General features: G+C 64.1%; 13 protein-coding genes and 1 pseudogene. 4 read left to right on the forward strand and 10 right to left on the reverse strand.

The features are described 5' to 3' along the window. Positions 1-374 (forward strand): transposase (locus tag L630_RS21845; RefSeq protein ID WP_034329089.1); only part of this gene is annotated, 374 nt, incomplete at its 5' end. A 160-nt stretch (positions 375-534) separates the two neighbouring features. Here L630_RS21845 and L630_RS0119100 read toward each other — a convergent pair. From L630_RS0119100 to L630_RS0119130, 7 genes are all read right to left on the reverse strand, one after another. Beyond that, positions 535-939 (reverse strand): F0F1 ATP synthase subunit epsilon, encoded by a 405-nt coding sequence (locus tag L630_RS0119100; RefSeq protein ID WP_024849802.1) that lies wholly within the window; start codon positions 937-939, stop codon positions 535-537. A gap of 56 nt (positions 940-995) precedes the next feature. After that, complete coding sequence (atpD, locus tag L630_RS0119105) at positions 996-2,528, reverse strand: F0F1 ATP synthase subunit beta (protein WP_024849803.1); 1,533 nt, start codon at positions 2,526-2,528, stop codon at positions 996-998. A 66-nt stretch (positions 2,529-2,594) separates the two neighbouring features. Beyond that, positions 2,595-3,470: a F0F1 ATP synthase subunit gamma gene (locus tag L630_RS0119110; RefSeq protein ID WP_024849804.1), complete on the reverse strand. Its 876-nt coding sequence runs from the start codon at positions 3,468-3,470 to the stop codon at positions 2,595-2,597. Positions 3,471-3,500: 30 nt separating this feature from the next. Beyond that, complete coding sequence (gene atpA, locus L630_RS0119115; protein ID WP_024849805.1) at positions 3,501-5,027, reverse strand: F0F1 ATP synthase subunit alpha; 1,527 nt, start codon at positions 5,025-5,027, stop codon at positions 3,501-3,503. Further along, positions 5,027-5,587: a F0F1 ATP synthase subunit delta gene (locus tag L630_RS0119120; protein WP_024849806.1), complete on the reverse strand. Its 561-nt coding sequence runs from the start codon at positions 5,585-5,587 to the stop codon at positions 5,027-5,029. Before L630_RS0119120 ends, atpA begins: the two co-directional genes overlap by 1 nt. A gap of 233 nt (positions 5,588-5,820) precedes the next feature. Next, a complete protein-coding gene (locus L630_RS0119125) occupies positions 5,821-6,216 on the reverse strand; it encodes a DUF4345 family protein (RefSeq protein WP_024849807.1) in 396 nt (131 codons plus the stop codon). Positions 6,217-6,305: 89 nt separating this feature from the next. Then, positions 6,306-8,483, reverse strand: coding sequence for a primosomal protein N' (locus L630_RS0119130; protein WP_024849808.1), 2,178 nt, complete (start codon positions 8,481-8,483; stop codon positions 6,306-6,308). Positions 8,484-8,576: 93 nt separating this feature from the next. On the opposite strand from L630_RS0119130, the gene fsa reads away from it, so the two are divergent. Then, positions 8,577-9,230: a fructose-6-phosphate aldolase gene (fsa, locus tag L630_RS0119135; protein ID WP_024849809.1), complete on the forward strand. Its 654-nt coding sequence runs from the start codon at positions 8,577-8,579 to the stop codon at positions 9,228-9,230. A 21-nt stretch (positions 9,231-9,251) separates the two neighbouring features. Here the strand turns inward: fsa and lptE are convergent, their stop codons facing one another. Then, complete coding sequence (gene lptE, locus L630_RS0119140) at positions 9,252-9,890, reverse strand: LPS assembly lipoprotein LptE (protein ID WP_024849810.1); 639 nt, start codon at positions 9,888-9,890, stop codon at positions 9,252-9,254. After that, complete coding sequence (leuS, locus tag L630_RS0119145) at positions 9,877-12,504, reverse strand: leucine--tRNA ligase (protein WP_024849811.1); 2,628 nt, start codon at positions 12,502-12,504, stop codon at positions 9,877-9,879. Before leuS ends, lptE begins: the two co-directional genes overlap by 14 nt. 152 nt (positions 12,505-12,656) lie before the next feature. Here leuS and L630_RS0119150 point away from each other — a divergent pair, with 152 nt between their 5' ends. Then, positions 12,657-13,319: a YggS family pyridoxal phosphate-dependent enzyme gene (locus L630_RS0119150; protein ID WP_024849812.1), complete on the forward strand. Its 663-nt coding sequence runs from the start codon at positions 12,657-12,659 to the stop codon at positions 13,317-13,319. A 1-nt stretch (position 13,320) separates the two neighbouring features. On the opposite strand, the pseudogene L630_RS0119155 reads toward L630_RS0119150, so the two are convergent. Continuing rightward, positions 13,321-14,433 (reverse strand): annotated as a pseudogene (locus L630_RS0119155) (DUF2235 domain-containing protein). Positions 14,434-14,607: 174 nt separating this feature from the next. On the opposite strand from L630_RS0119155, the gene L630_RS21850 reads away from it, so the two are divergent. Next, a partial coding sequence (locus L630_RS21850; protein WP_156941772.1) for an AMP-binding protein occupies positions 14,608-15,190 on the forward strand: 583 nt, incomplete at its 3' end.

Raw genomic sequence — 15,190 nt, forward strand, 5'->3', positions numbered from 1 at the left:
GCTATGCCACCACCGACCGCAACGGCTACCGGCACTACCGGTCCGACCCGGCAGTGTGCCGCGACTGTCCGCTGCTTGCCTCCTGCACGTCGAATGCCAAGGCGGTTCGCACCATCACCCGGCATGTGTGGGCGGACGCCCGCGAACGGACGGACAGTTACCGCAAGACGGCGTGGGGCAAGGCGATCTACAAGCGACGCAAGGAGACGGTGGAGCGCTCGTTTGCCGACGCCAAACAGCTGCACGGGCACCGTTATGCGCGCTTGCGCGGGCTGATGAAGGTGAGCTGGCAATGTCTGCTGGCGGCGGCCAGCCAGAACATGAAGAAGATCGCGCTGGCGCTCACCCGCCAGCCCCGCCTGGCGGGGGCATGAGGCCCTCTCGCCCCTTCATTATCTTCACTTCGTCAGGCACCGGCAGCGCCCCTGCGCTCGGTCATCCCGCCCCAACGAAAAACCCGCCAAAAAATCGGCGGGTTTGTCAGTGGTCTGAAGGCCGGCAGAGCCGGCCTTCTCATTCGCTATGCAGTCGCCTTCAGGCTGCGAGCGCGCCCTGCAGCGTCTGCAGCTGCGACAGCAGCTCTTCGGCTTTGGTGCGGGACTCGTCGTCCTTGGCATCCGCAACGTCTTCCTTGGCGTCCTGGATGCGGCGGGCGAGTTCCTCGCGGTCAAGGTCTGCGACTGCAACGGCGGATTCCGCCAGCAGCGTGCAGCCTTCCGGGACGATGTCGGCAAAGCCGCCGAACACGACGAAACGGGTTTCGCCGCCCGATGCCTGCTTCACGGTGACGACGCCCGGCTTGACCGTGGTCATGACCGGCGCGTGCTTGGCCATCACCGTCATCTCGCCTTCCGTCGCCGGAATGGTGACAGCTTCGACCATCTCGGAAACGAGCAGCCGCTCGGGCGAGACCAGTTCAAACTTGAAGGCTTCAGCCATGCAATCCTAGCAGCTGGCGGAGGCCGTTTGGCATCCGCTGGCCACTACTCCCTTTGTTACGCCGCTTCCGCAGCCAGACGCTGTGCCTTCTCGATCGCTTCCTCGATGGTGCCGACCATGTAGAAGGCGGCTTCCGGAAGGTGGTCGTACTCGCCGTTCACCAGGCCCTTGAAGCCCTTGATGGTGTCCTGCAGGTCGACCAGCTTGCCCGGCGAACCGGTGAAGACTTCAGCGACGAAGAACGGCTGCGACAGGAAGCGCTCGATCTTGCGGGCGCGGGCAACGGTGAGCTTGTCCTCTTCGGACAGCTCGTCCATGCCCAGGATCGCGATGATGTCCTGGAGAGCCTTGTAGCGCTGCAGCGTCTGCTGAACGGCGCGAGCAACCTGGTAGTGCTCCTCGCCGACGATCTGCGGATCGAGCATACGCGACGTGGAGTCCAGCGGATCCACAGCCGGGTAGATACCCTTTTCAGCGATCGCGCGGTTCAGCGTCGTGGTCGCGTCAAGGTGCGCGAACGACGTTGCCGGCGCCGGGTCGGTCAGGTCGTCCGCAGGGACGTAGATGGCCTGAACCGAGGTAATCGAGCCCTTCTGGGTCGTGGTGATGCGCTCCTGCAGAGCACCCATGTCGGTTGCCAGCGTCGGCTGATAACCCACGGCCGAAGGAATACGGCCGAGAAGAGCCGACACTTCCGAACCAGCCTGGGTGAAGCGGAAGATGTTGTCCACGAAGAACAGCACGTCCTGACCCTGGTCGCGGAAGTACTCTGCAACGGTCAGACCGGTCAGAGCAACGCGAGCGCGGGCCCCCGGAGGCTCGTTCATCTGGCCGTAAACGAGTGCGGCCTTGGAACCTTCGCCGCCGCCCTTCTTGTTCACGCCCGATTCGATGAACTCGTGGTAGAGGTCGTTGCCCTCACGGGTACGCTCACCGACGCCAGCGAATACGGAGTAACCGCCGTGCGCCTTAGCGATGTTGTTGATGAGCTCTTGGATGAGAACCGTCTTGCCGACGCCAGCGCCGCCGAACAGGCCGATCTTACCGCCCTTGGCGTACGGAGCCAGCAGGTCGATGACCTTGATGCCGGTGACGAGGATTGCCGCCTCGGTCGACTGCTCGACATACTCCGGAGCCGGAGCGTGAATGCCACGAACTTCACTCGCCTCGATCGGGCCGCACTCGTCGATTGGCTCGCCGACGACGTTGATGATGCGGCCGAGCATCTGCGGGCCGACCGGAACCGAGATCGGACCACCCGCGTCGCGCACCGGCTGGCCGCGGACGAGACCTTCGGTCGCGTCCATAGCGATGGTGCGGACGATGTTCTCGCCGAGGTGCTGCGCGACCTCGAGGACGAGGCGGTTGCCCTGGTTGTCGGTCTCGAGCGCGTTCAGGATCGCCGGCAGCTCGCCGTCGAAGGCGACGTCGACGACAGCGCCGATGACCTGGTGGATCCTGCCGGTCGCGCCATTTGCCGCGACGCCGGCGGCTGCGCCGACCTTCGCCGAAGCCTTCTTGGCCGCGGGCGCCTTAGCGGCCTTGGCGTCAGACGCCTCGGCCGACTTTGGGGTAGCTGCTTTAGCCATTCTAAATACCCTCTTCAATCGTTCCTGTTGTCCGGCCTGCGGCGGCTTTCACCGCGCAGAACGGCACTAGAGCGCTTCCGCACCCGCGATGATTTCGATCAGTTCGGTGGTGATCTTCGCCTGACGCTGGCGGTTGTACGTGATCGACAGCTTGTTGATCATGTCGCCCGCATTGCGCGTCGCGTTGTCCATGGCCGACATCTTGGCGCCCATTTCACCGGCGGCATTTTCCAGCAGCGCGCTGAAGATCTGCACCGAAATGTTGCGCGGGATCAGATCCGACAGGATCGCGCCGGCATCCGGCTCATACTCGTAGATCGCGCAGGCACCATTCTGCTCTTCAGCAGCCGGCGCGGCGGCCGGGATGAGCTGGCGCGCAGTCGGCACCTGGCTGATCACCGACTTGAACTGCGAGTAGAACAGCGTCGCAACGTCGAACTCGCCCTTGTTGAAGAGCGAGATCACCTTGCGAGCGATCGCGTCAGCATTGGCGAAGCCGATCTGCTTGACGTCGCGCAGCTCGATGCGGTCGATGATCTTGTCGGCGAAGTCGCGACGAAGGATGTCGTAGCCCTTCTTGCCGACGGTGATGATCTTGACCGTCTTGCCCTCGGCGATAAGCCGGCGGGCATGATCGCGCGCAAAACGCGCGATCTGCGAGTTGAAACCACCGCAAAGGCCGCGTTCGGCGGTGGCGACGATCAGCAGGTGAACGTCGTCCTTGCCGGTACCGGCCATCAGCGCCGGGGCGTCAGCCGGATCAACGACCTTGCCAATATTGGCCATCACCGCAGCCATTCGCTCCGAATAGGGGCGAGCGGCTTCCGCAGCCTCCTGAGCGCGACGCAGCTTCGCCGCGGCGACCATCTGCATCGCCTTGGTGATCTTCTGCGTTGCCTTCACCGAGGCGATGCGGTTGCGAAGTTCTTTCAGTGAAGCCATTCGGCTGCCCCTGTTCCTCTACGCTTTGCCTCAGGCGAAGGACTTGGCGAACGCGTCGATCTCGGCCTTGAGCTTGGCGCGCAGATCGTCGGAAAGCGCCTTCTCCTTGCGGATGGCTTCCAGGACCGAGCCCTGCGAACGCAGGTGCGTCAGCAGACCCTGCTCGAACTTGCCGACCTGATTGATCGGAAGATTGTCGAGGTAACCCTGGGTACCGGCGAAGATGACGGCGACCTGCTCTTCCGTCTTCAGCGGCGAGAACTGCGGCTGCTTCAGGAGTTCGGTCAGGCGAGCACCGCGGTTCAGCAGGCGCTGGGTTGCAGCGTCAAGGTCCGAACCGAACTGCGCGAACGCAGCCATTTCACGGTACTGGGCGAGCTCACCCTTGATCGAGCCTGCGACCTGCTTCATCGCCTTGATCTGGGCGGCGGAGCCGACGCGCGACACCGACAGACCCACGTTCACGGCCGGGCGGATACCCTGGAAGAACAGGTTGGTCTCGAGGAAGATCTGGCCGTCGGTGATCGAGATCACGTTGGTCGGGATGTACGCCGAGACGTCGTTCGCCTGGGTTTCGATGACCGGCAGAGCGGTCATGGAGCCGGCGCCCATCTCGTCGCTCATCTTCGCAGCGCGCTCGAGCAGACGCGAGTGCAGGTAGAAGACGTCGCCCGGGTAAGCTTCACGGCCCGGCGGGCGGCGGAGCAGCAGCGACATCTGGCGGTAAGCCACAGCCTGCTTGGTCAGGTCGTCGTATGCGATCAGCGAGTGCTTGCCGTTGTCACGGAAGTATTCGCCCATCGCAGCGCCCGCGAACGGGGCGAGATACTGCAGCGGAGCCGGGTCCGAAGCGGTCGCGGCGATGACGATCGAGTACTCGAGAGCGCCACGCTCCTCGAGGACCTTCACGAACTGCGCGACGGTCGAACGCTTCTGGCCGACAGCGACGTACACACAGTAGAGCTTCTGGCTCTCGTCGTCGCCGTCGTTGAGCGGCTTCTGGTTGAGGAAGGTATCGAGAATGATCGCGGTCTTGCCGGTCTGGCGGTCGCCGATGACGAGCTCGCGCTGGCCGCGGCCAACCGGGATCAGGGCGTCGATGGCCTTGAGGCCGGTCGACATCGGCTCATGCACCGACTTGCGCGGGATGATGCCAGGAGCCTTCACATCGACGCGGCGGCGTTCCTTGGCGTTGATCGGGCCCTTGCCGTCAATCGGGTTGCCGAGCGCGTCAACGACACGGCCGAGCAGCTCCGGACCGACCGGGACGTCCACGATCGCGCCGGTACGCTTGACGGTGTCGCCTTCCTTGATGTCGCGGTCAGAACCGAAAATAACGACACCGACGTTGTCGGCTTCAAGGTTGAGCGCCATGCCGCGGATGCCGCCCGGGAACTCAACCATCTCACCGGCCTGGACATTGTCGAGGCCGTAGACGCGAGCAATACCGTCGCCGACGGACAGAACCTGGCCAACCTCGGAAACTTCGGCTTCCTTGCCGAAATTCTTAATCTGATCCTTCAGAATTGCGGAAATTTCCGCAGCGCGGATATCCATCAGCCGACCTCTTTCAGTGCGAGCTTAAGCGAAGCGAGTTTGGTTTTTAGCGATGTGTCGATCTGGCGCGAGCCCATCCTGACCACAAGACCGCCAAGAAGCGAGGGGTCCACCGTCAGCTTGATTGCGACATCCCTGCCGGCAACCTCAGACAGTGCAGCCTTCAGCTCCTTTTGCTGGGCGGCAGTCAGCTCATGCGCAGACGCCACCTCGGCAGCGACTTCGCCGCGCGCACGCGCTGCGATCTCGCGAAAGGCACGAATGATGCTCGGAATGGCGAACAGGCGGCGATTCTGCGCAACAACGCGCAGGAAATTGCCGACCAAACCGCCGATCTCGGCCTTGTCGGCAATCGCCGACACAGCCTTGAACTGGTCTTCTGCAGAAAACACGGGACTGGAGATCAGGCGCTTGAGATCATCGCTCTCTTCGATGAGAGCCTCAAAACGCGCAAGGTCCTGCTCGACCTGCGCCACCTGTCCGGCTTCTACGGCGAGGTCATGAAGCGAACCCGCATACCGCTCGGCCACCGCTGAGATCATCGAGCCTGACTTTGCCACGGACCGCCTTTTCTCTGCTCTGCGGACATAGATTCGGGAGCCTGAGTCGGTGCTCTGCCTAAATCTCTGACCGGGTTGAAATTTTCCACGGGGATTTAGGGCCAGGCCCCGTCCCCAACTGAAAGTCGAATGCCGTCTAGCACAGGCTTTCCTCGGTCGCAACACGGGGAAAACCGCTCTTTGGGGCTGATTTGTCGCAGCCGCGCAAATCAATCACGCGGCGGCGGCAAGAATCACGGCACCATGCCGAGCGCGAAGGCCAGCACGCAGGCGGCGAGAGCCAGGTCAACGACCAGCGCAACCCAATTGTAAACCGTATTTCCATTATCCGACAGCATCGAAACGATGCGGCCGAAAGCCGTCAGCGCCCAGCATACGCCGAGCGTGAGATAGATGAGCGGTTGGGCCAGCAGGATCGCGGCCAGCCCGACGCCAATATAGAAGCCGGACATGGTCGCGCGAGCTTCGGCCACCGCCTCGGGATGTTCGGACGCGGGCTGCAGCCGCAGGATTTTCAGGGTGAGCCTCGGCGCAAACAGCATGACGAGGCCATAGACGAGCGTAAATGCCGCCACGGACCAGGCCAGCCATTCGCCCTGGGTCAGCGGCCATGGAAACGCGAATTCCATCGGGTCCCTCCAAGAGATTCGCGCGCACAATAAGCGATGGCTTCGCGGCTGTCGCGAAGCCTCGCACGCCCCGCAGCAATTTGTCGGCGTCAGAGAAAACTCTGCGGATCGACGTCCACCTGCACCCTGACCGAGCCGCGCTCCTTCGGCGCATCGGCAAGCAGCTTGCGCAGATAGGACTGGATATCCGACTTGCGCTCGCCGTGGACGAGCAGCCGGAACCGGTGACGTCCCGCGATCACCGCCAGCGGTGCCTCGGCCGGGCCCAGAATCGCGATGTCCGACACCTCGGGAGCAGCCCTTCGCAGGGCGCGGGCATGCGCCTCCGCTTCAGCTCTGGTCGCGGCGCTCACCACGAGCGCCGCAAGCCGGCCGAACGGCGGCAGGTGCTCACGCTCGCGCGCGGCGATCTCCTGCTCATAGAAAGCTTTCGCATCGCCGGACACCAGCGCCCGCATCACCGGATGGTGCGGCTGGTAGGTCTGGATGAGGCCAAGGCTCTTCTTGCCGGTGCGGCCGGCACGGCCAGTCACCTGGTTGAGCAGCTGGAAGGTGCGCTCTGCCGCGCGCGGATCGCCATTAGCAAGGCCGATATCGGCATCGATCACGCCTACCAGCGTCATGTTGCGAAAATTGTGACCCTTGGCGACGAGCTGGGTGCCGACGACGATGTCGGCCTCACCATTGGCCACCGCCTCGAACTCGAGCCTGAGCCTTTTCACGCCGCCCATGTCGGAGGAAAGCACGATGGTTCGCGCGTCCGGAAAATGCCGGTCGATCTCCTCGGCGATTCGCTCAACGCCGGGACCGCAGGCAACTAGATGATCAAGCGTGCCGCAGGACGGGCACGCCTCCGGCCGGTTCTCGTTGTGACCGCACTGGTGGCAGACGAGCTTGCCACGGAACCGGTGCTCGACCAGCCAGCTAGAGCAGTCAGGACACTGGAAACGGTGACCGCACACCCGGCAGAGCGTCAGCGGGGCATAGCCGCGCCGGTTGAGGAACAGTAGGGCCTGCTCCTTGCGCTCAATAGTCCTGGCGACTTCCTCCAGCAGCGCCGGGGACAAAAAACCGCCGCGCGCGGGCGGGGATTTGCGCATATCAATGGCGCGCAGATCCGGCATTGCCGCTGAGGCAAAGCGGGTTGGCAGCACGACGCGGGAATAGCGGCCCTGCAGCGCGTTGACCTGCGTCTCGACAGAAGGCGTTGCCGAGGCCAGCACCACTGGAAATTTGCCGAGGTGGCCGCGCACAACCGCCATGTCGCGCGCGGAATAATAGACGCGGTCTTCCTGCTTGTAGGCAGGGTCATGCTCCTCGTCGACGACGATGAGGCCAAGGTCGCGAAACGGCAGGAACAGCGATGAGCGTGCACCGGCGACCACCCGCACACGACCTTCGGCCACCTGCCGCCACACCCGCTCACGGGTGCGCGGGGCAAGGTCGGAGTGCCATTCGGCGGGCCTCGCGCCAAAGCGGTCGTGGAAGCGTTCGAGGAAGGCGGCCGTCAGAGCGATTTCCGGCACGAGCACCAGCACCTGCTTGCCGCGCCGTACTGCCTCGGCGATCGCCTCGAGATAGACCTCCGTCTTGCCCGAACCTGTTACGCCGTCGAGGAGCGTGGTGGAAAATCCCGCGCCGATCTTCTCGATCAGCGAATCGGCCGCGGCCTGCTGGTCCGGCGACAGCGACGGCTGCGCGTAGTCGGGATCGGGTGCTGCGACGACCGGCGGGGCCGGAATGTCGACGGAGTCGAACAGGCCCTGTTCGGCAAGGCCGTTCACCACCGTCGGAGACACACCTGCGGCCCGTGCGATACCTGAGCGGGTCCAGGCCATGCCGTCGCGGGCAAGTTCCAGCACCCGGCGCCGTGCGTCCGTCATGCGGTCAGGCTCGCTTCCCGCCCAGCGGATACCTTCCATCGGCGGCTCGGGATCGAAGGCAGCCGGCGCACGAAGGAACATGCGAGCGACCATGCCAGGGGCGGCCAGCGTCCAGTTCGCCACCCAATCCACGAAACGCCGCGAGGCTTCATCGATCGGCGGGCAGTCAAACACCTGGCTGATCGGCCTGAGCTTCTTCGGATCAACCCGATCTGTCGGCGTGTCCCAGACAATACCGGCAACCTCGCGCGGGCCGAGTGGCACGCGAACGATCGAACCCGGCTCCACCTCCATGCCCTCCGGCACGGAGTAGGAGTAGGGCCGTTCGGCCGGCATCGGCACCATGACGGGCACGATGCGCAAGGTTTTCGAATCTTCATTCATCGGGCGTGACCTTGCCCGCTTCCTGCGCTAGAGCAAGTGGCAATCGGAACAGACAGGGCCTCCCCCCTGCCCGAGTCTCCAAGGAAGGAAGCCATGAAATTCTTTGTCGACACTGCGGATGTGAAGGAAATCCGCGAACTCAACGACCTCGGCCTGCTTGATGGCGTGACGACCAACCCGTCGCTGATCCTGAAGTCCGGCGGCAACATCCTCGAAGTCACCAAGGAAATCTGCGACATCGTCGACGGTCCGGTTTCGGCTGAAGTGGTCGCCACCGAATACTCCGAGATGATGCGCGAGGCAGACATCCTGTCGAAGATCGCCGACAATGTCTGCATCAAGCTGCCGCTGACACTTGACGGCCTGAAGGCATGCAAGGCGCTGACCTCCAGCGGCCGCATGGTCAACGTCACGCTCTGCTTCTCGGCCAACCAGGCGCTGCTTGCTGCCAAGGCTGGCGCGACCTTCATCTCGCCGTTCATCGGCCGCGTTGACGACCTGGGCCTCGACGGCATGGAGCTGATCTCCGAGATCCGCACCATCTACGACAACTACAGCTTCAACACCGAGATCCTCGCGGCCTCGATCCGCACGGTCAACCATGTGAAGCAGGCCGCGCTGATCGGTGCGGACGTCGCGACCGTTCCGCCGGCAACGCTGAAGGCGCTGGTCAAGCATCCGCTGACCGACAAGGGCCTGGAGCAGTTCCTCGCCGACTGGGCGAAGACCGGTCAGAAGATCGGCTGATACGAGTGATGGATGAGCCGGTCAGAAGCTGGCCGGCTCTCCTGGCCTGTCGCGTTCCTGAAGCTCTTCAGGAGTGGAAATGATCGCCGGGCTTTGCGTCGAGGTGGCAGCGCGCAGTTCCTGCGCGATCACGAGCCGCATCAGCTCCGCAAGCTCGCGCGCCGCGCGGTTCTGCGCATCGCGCCGCGCCCGCAACGCCGCAAATTCCTGTGCCGGAATATCGAATGCCGCCTGAACCGAGCGCACACCGCGCGAGATGACCTTGCCGGTCGCGATCTCGGTGAGCGTGTACCGGCTGCGCACCGTCATGATGCCCGATGAGGGCTCGAGCGTGCTCGCTTTGGTCTCGATGGTCGGGCCGCTCGATTCGAGCGCTGCAACGCCGAGATCGATGCGGTAGACCGGGCTGGACGGCTGGCCCTTGCCGCCGCCCAACAGGAAGATCAGGTGATTGCGGACCTCCTGCCCGACACGGTCGCGGGCGGGCGCCACATCGACCGAGGCAAGCACCGCGCTGTCAAACGCGAGCGCGCCAGCTGCCGGCGAGCGGTCGCCATAAAGCGGCTGCACCGTGCAGCCGCCCAGAGCGACGAGCGCCAGCAGGATGGCGGCAACCCCGCGCCTGCGAGATTGCCTGGCTGCCCGGTCAGATGACGACATTGACGATCCTCTGCGGTACGACGATGACCTTGCGCGGCTCCTTGCCCTCCAGCGCCGCGCGGACGACGTCGGTCGCGAGGGCCGCCGCCTGGATCTCAGATTGATCCGCGTTTCTGGAAATTGTCAAATCGCCGCGCTTCTTGCCGTTGATCTGCAGCGGGATGACGATTTCGTCGTCCACGACGAGCGACGCGTCGTAGTCCGGCCAGGCCTGATTCGCGACCAGCCCCTCGCAGCCGAGCGTTTCCCAGCACTCTTCGGCAAGGTGCGGCATCATAGGCGCAATCATCTTGACCAGCGCGACCACGGCATCACGCAGAGCCGCCTTCGTCACATCGTCCGCAGAGGCTGCCTTCTGAGCAAACGGCGAGATCGTGTTGACCAGCTCGTAGAGCTTGGCGACGGCCTTGTTGAAGCCGAGGCGCTCGATCTCCTCGCCAACCGCCTTGATCGTCTTGTGAACGGCCTTGGACAGCGCCGCGGCATCGCCCTCGCGCGCCGGGGCTTCCGCAGCACCGGCGAGCAGCGGAGCCACTTCCGAGATCAGGCGCCAGACCCGCTGGACGAAGCGGTGCGCGCCCTCGACGCCGGCCTCGGTCCAGATCACGTCGCGCTCCGGCGGCGAGTCGGACAGCATGAACCAGCGAGCGGTGTCCGCGCCGTAGCTGCCGATGATGTCATCAGGGTCAACGACGTTCTTCTTCGACTTCGACATCTTCTCGATCGAGCCGATTTCGACCGGCTCACCGGTGGCGTTGAGCTTTGCCGTGCGCTTGCCGTCAGCCTCGGTGATGGTGATTTCGGCGGGGGTGACCCAGCCGTTCGGACCCTTGTAGGTCTCGTGCACCACCATGCCCTGCGTGAACAGGCCCTTGAACGGCTCCTCGACCACGTTGAGGTGGCCGGTCGCCTTCATGGCCCGGGCGAAGAAGCGCGAATAGAGCAGATGCAGGATCGCATGCTCGATGCCACCGATATACTGGTCGACGCCGAGCCAGCCCTTGTCGCCATCGACATATTCCAGCGTCGTCGGAGCGTTCTCGTTCCACGGATCGGTGAAGCGGGCGAAGTACCAGGACGAGTCGACGAAGGTGTCCATCGTGTCGGTATCGCGGCGCGCATCCTTGCCGCACTTCGGGCACGAGGTGTGCTTCCACGTCGGATGATGGTCGAGCGGGTTGCCCGGCTTGTCGAAGGTGACGTCGTCAGGCAACAGCACCGGCAGCTGGTCCGCCGGAACCGGCACCGCGCCGCAGTCGTCGCAGTGGATAACCGGGATCGGGCAGCCCCAGTAGCGCTGACGCGAGATCAGCCAGTCGCGCAGGCGGAACTGGACCTTGCGCTGCGCCTGCGGACGGTTGCCGAGCGTCGTGGCTTCGAGGCGGCTCGCCACCTCCTCGAACGCTTCCTTCGGCGACTTGCCGTCGAGGAAGCGCGAATTGATCATCACGCCGTCCTCCGTATAGGCCTCGTCGCCGATCTCGAAGGTTGCGGCGTCGCCGTCCTTCGGCATCACCACCGGCACGACCGGCAGGCCGTACTTGCGAGCGAAATCGAGGTCGCGCTGGTCGCCCGACGGGCAGCCGAAGATCGCGCCCGTTCCGTAGTCCATGAGCACGAAGTTGGCGACGTAGACCGGCAGCGTCCAGTTCTCGTCGAACGGGTGGACGACGCGGATGCCCGTGTCAAAACCCTGCTTCTCGGCGGTCTCGAGCTCGACGGCGGAGGTGCCACGGCGGCGGATTTCCTCGATGAAGGCGGCGAGTTCCGGGTTCGACTCCGCCGCCTTCCTGGCGAGCGGGTGGTCGCCGGCGATTGCCATGAACGAGGCGCCGAAGATCGTGTCCGGACGGGTCGTGTAGATCTCGAGCTCAGTCTCGCCCTCCGGCGCGGTTGCCGGATCGAGCTTCCAGCGGACCTGCAGGCCTTCCGACCGGCCGATCCAGTTCGACTGCATCAGCTTGACCTTCTCCGGCCAGCGGTCGAGCGTATCGAGGCCGTCGAGCAGGTCCTGCGCCATCGAGGTGATCTTGAAGAACCACTGCGTCAGGTCGCGCTGCTCGACCAGCGCGCCGGAGCGCCAGCCACGGCCGTCGATCACCTGCTCATTGGCAAGCACGGTCATGTCGACCGGGTCCCAGTTGACCTTGGCGTTGCGGCGTTCGACGAGGCCGGCCTTCCAGAAGTCGAGGAACATCTTCTGCTGGTGGCGGTAGTAGGATGGGTCGCAGGTCGCGAACTCGCGCGCCCAGTCGAGCGACAGGCCCATCGTCTTCAGCTGGCCCTTCATCGTCTCGATGTTGGCGTAGGTCCACTTGCGCGGGTTGACCTTGTTGTCGCGCGCCGCGTTCTCCGCCGGCAGGCCGAATGCGTCCCAGCCCATCGGGTGGAGGACGTTGAAGCCCTTCGCACGCTTGTAGCGCGCTACGACGTCACCCATCGTGTAGTTGCGCACATGGCCCATGTGGATGCGCCCCGACGGGTAGGGGAACATCTCCAGCACGTAATACTTCTCACGCGGGTCGTCGTTCTTGGTGGCGAATAGCTGAGCCTCGTCCCATGCCTTCTGCCATTTGGGTTCGGATGCGCGGGGGTTGTATCGTTCGGTTGCCATGACCAGAAATTCACCTAAAAGACGCCCGAAAGGGTGCCGGAAGGGTTGCAAGGTGCCGAGATGTCGAATTGCACGGCATGCCTTCACCATGGTTTCCGGGAACCGTCAACCAAATCGGGCGAAATGACGCCGAAAACAGCGGAATTTGAAGCATGAGTGATGCGGTTGAGCGGCTTGAGGCCGTGAAAAGCAGGATTGCAGAAGCCGAGCGCGAAGCAAAGCGCCCTGCCGGATCGGTGGCGCTTGTTGCGGTCTCGAAGACCTTCGACGCAGACGCGATCCGGCCTGTCCTTGAGGCCGGTCAGCGCGTCTTCGGCGAGAATCGCGTGCAGGAAGCGCAGGGCAAATGGCCCGCACTGCGCGAAGACTTTCCCGACATCGAGCTCCACCTGATCGGCCCGCTCCAGTCCAACAAGGCGAAGGAAGCCGTCGCCCTGTTCGACGTGATCGAAACCGTCGACCGCGAGAAGATCGCCGCTGAGCTCGGGAAGGAAATCGCGAAGCAGGGCAAGGCGCCAAAACTCTACGTGCAGGTGAACACCGGCCTTGAGGAGCAAAAGGCAGGCATCGACCCGCGCGAGGCGGTGGCCTTCGTCAACCGCTGCCGCGAGGTGCATGGCCTGAAGATCGAAGGGCTGATGTGCATCCCGCCGGTCGAGGAAAATCCCGGCCCGCACTTTGCGCTCCTCGAAAAGCTCGCCCGCGAGGCGGGCGTCGAGAAGCTGTCGATGGGCATGTCGGGCGACTTCGAGACCGCGGTCGCCTTCGGCGCGACTAGCGTGCGCGTGGGCTCCGCCATCTTCGGCAGTCGCTAGATCACCGGTAGAAGCGCGCGAAGCGCGGGTGTCGTGCGAGCGGGTTCGGCCGATAGGGCGGCGCAAACCTGCTGAAACGGATCTCGAGATTTTCGGCCGCCGCATCGCGGTCGATCGCCTCGCCGCGAATCGTCCGCTCGCCCGGCAGCCACATCGCGCCCATGCCGGTGCGCTCGTCGTGGTGCGGGGCGAGCAGCTTGTCGTCGATCGTCACGGTCAGCGGAATTTGCAGGCCGACGAGATCCTTCAGCCGCTGCACCATCCAGGCGAGCGGCAGGTCGGCAAGGCGGTTGTCGTCATAGCCGCCGCCGACGTCGGAATGCACCCCCGGGAACCATACCTGCTCGATCACCTGGCCGCGCGCCCGCGCCTCCTGGTCGGGATCGTCCCACAGCACCGGCGCAAAAGTCTTGCGGTTCTCGTCGATCGACAGCGCCTGCAGCCCGACATCGACTGCCTTCGACAGCTCATGGTCGTGGAACTCGTGCCGGAACGGGTTCACCGCGTCCATCACGCCGGGAAGACCCAGCGCCTTCACCGTGTCGAACACGCCGATCACTTCCGGCACACGCGCCTTGGACCCGTAGCGCCGCATGAACGCCTCGCCGGCAGCCTTGCGTTCGTGCCTGTCGCTGATCTTGTAAGCGGCGACCGCTTCCTCGGCGACCTCGCGCCTGCGCTTCGCCGCCGGGCCGCTCTCATCCTTCGGGATCGGCCGGCCGTCAATCTGCGTCGCCACCCCGCAGGTCGAAAGCACTCCGCCGAGGGAGCGAACCGTGTAGGCGCCGCGGCTGAAGCCGAACAGGCCGATCGGCATCTCCGGCTTCCAGCGCATGATCAGCGCCTCTTAGCAATCGACGATGTTGGCGGTGATCCCCCAGCCGGTCGCCTTGCTCCACAGGTTGCGGAACGTGCGCGTCCAGGCAAGGCTGCCTTCAGCCGGAGCTCCCAGCCCCGGATCGTAGAAGGCTTCGAATCCCGGCTTGTCCTCGACGGCGATGTAGAGCTGAAAAACGTTGGTGTTCTTGATGCTGGCGTCGTCGCGCACTCCGCGCTGACCGGTCCCGTCGGAAAAGATCAGGATCCAGTTCGCGTCGTTTCCCGGCATGGGCATCCCTCCAGCGCCACCCGCACCGCACGGAGACTAGCATGATTTGGCCGCTTGGTTGATTGTCGCCGGCTGCAAGGTTTCAAACTGCAGCAACGGCGATATTGTCGTGGCGCTCATTTTGGGAATAATGCCCGCCCGGCACCGCAGATCGGGAGCCGTCTTGAGGAGGAGAATTGCATGTCGAGTAGCTTGGTTCACCCTGTCCAGTCTGCGTGGAAGAAGGACGCGCTGATCGACAACGAGACCTACCTCAAATGGTATGAGGCGAGCATTACGGATCCCGACGGGTTCTGGGGCGAGCACGGCAAGCGCATCGACTGGTTCAAGCCGTATACGAAGGTCTCCAACGCCTCGTTCGAGGGCAATGTCTCGATCAAGTGGTTCGAGGACGGCGAGACCAACGTCTCCTACAACTGCATCGACCGCCATCTCGACAAGCGCGGCGATCAGGTCGCCATCATCTGGGAAGGCGACAATCCGTACGACGACAAGAAGATCACCTATCGCGAGCTTTACGAGCATGTCTGCCGGCTCGCCAACGTCCTGAAGGCGCANGGCGTCAAGAAGGNCGACCGCGTCACCATCTACATGCCGATGATCCCCGAGGCAGCCTATGCGATGCTTGCCTGCGCGCGCATCGGCGCCATCCACTCGGTCGTCTTCGGCGGCTTCTCGCCGGAAGCGCTGGCCGGCCGCATCGTCGACTGCGAGTCGACCTTTGTCATTACCGCCGACGAGGGCCTGCGCGGCGGCCGCTCCA

Origin of the sequence: Aminobacter sp. J41, assembly GCF_000526635.1 — a bacterium.
In the GTDB taxonomy this organism is placed as follows: domain Bacteria; phylum Pseudomonadota; class Alphaproteobacteria; order Rhizobiales; family Rhizobiaceae; genus Aerobium.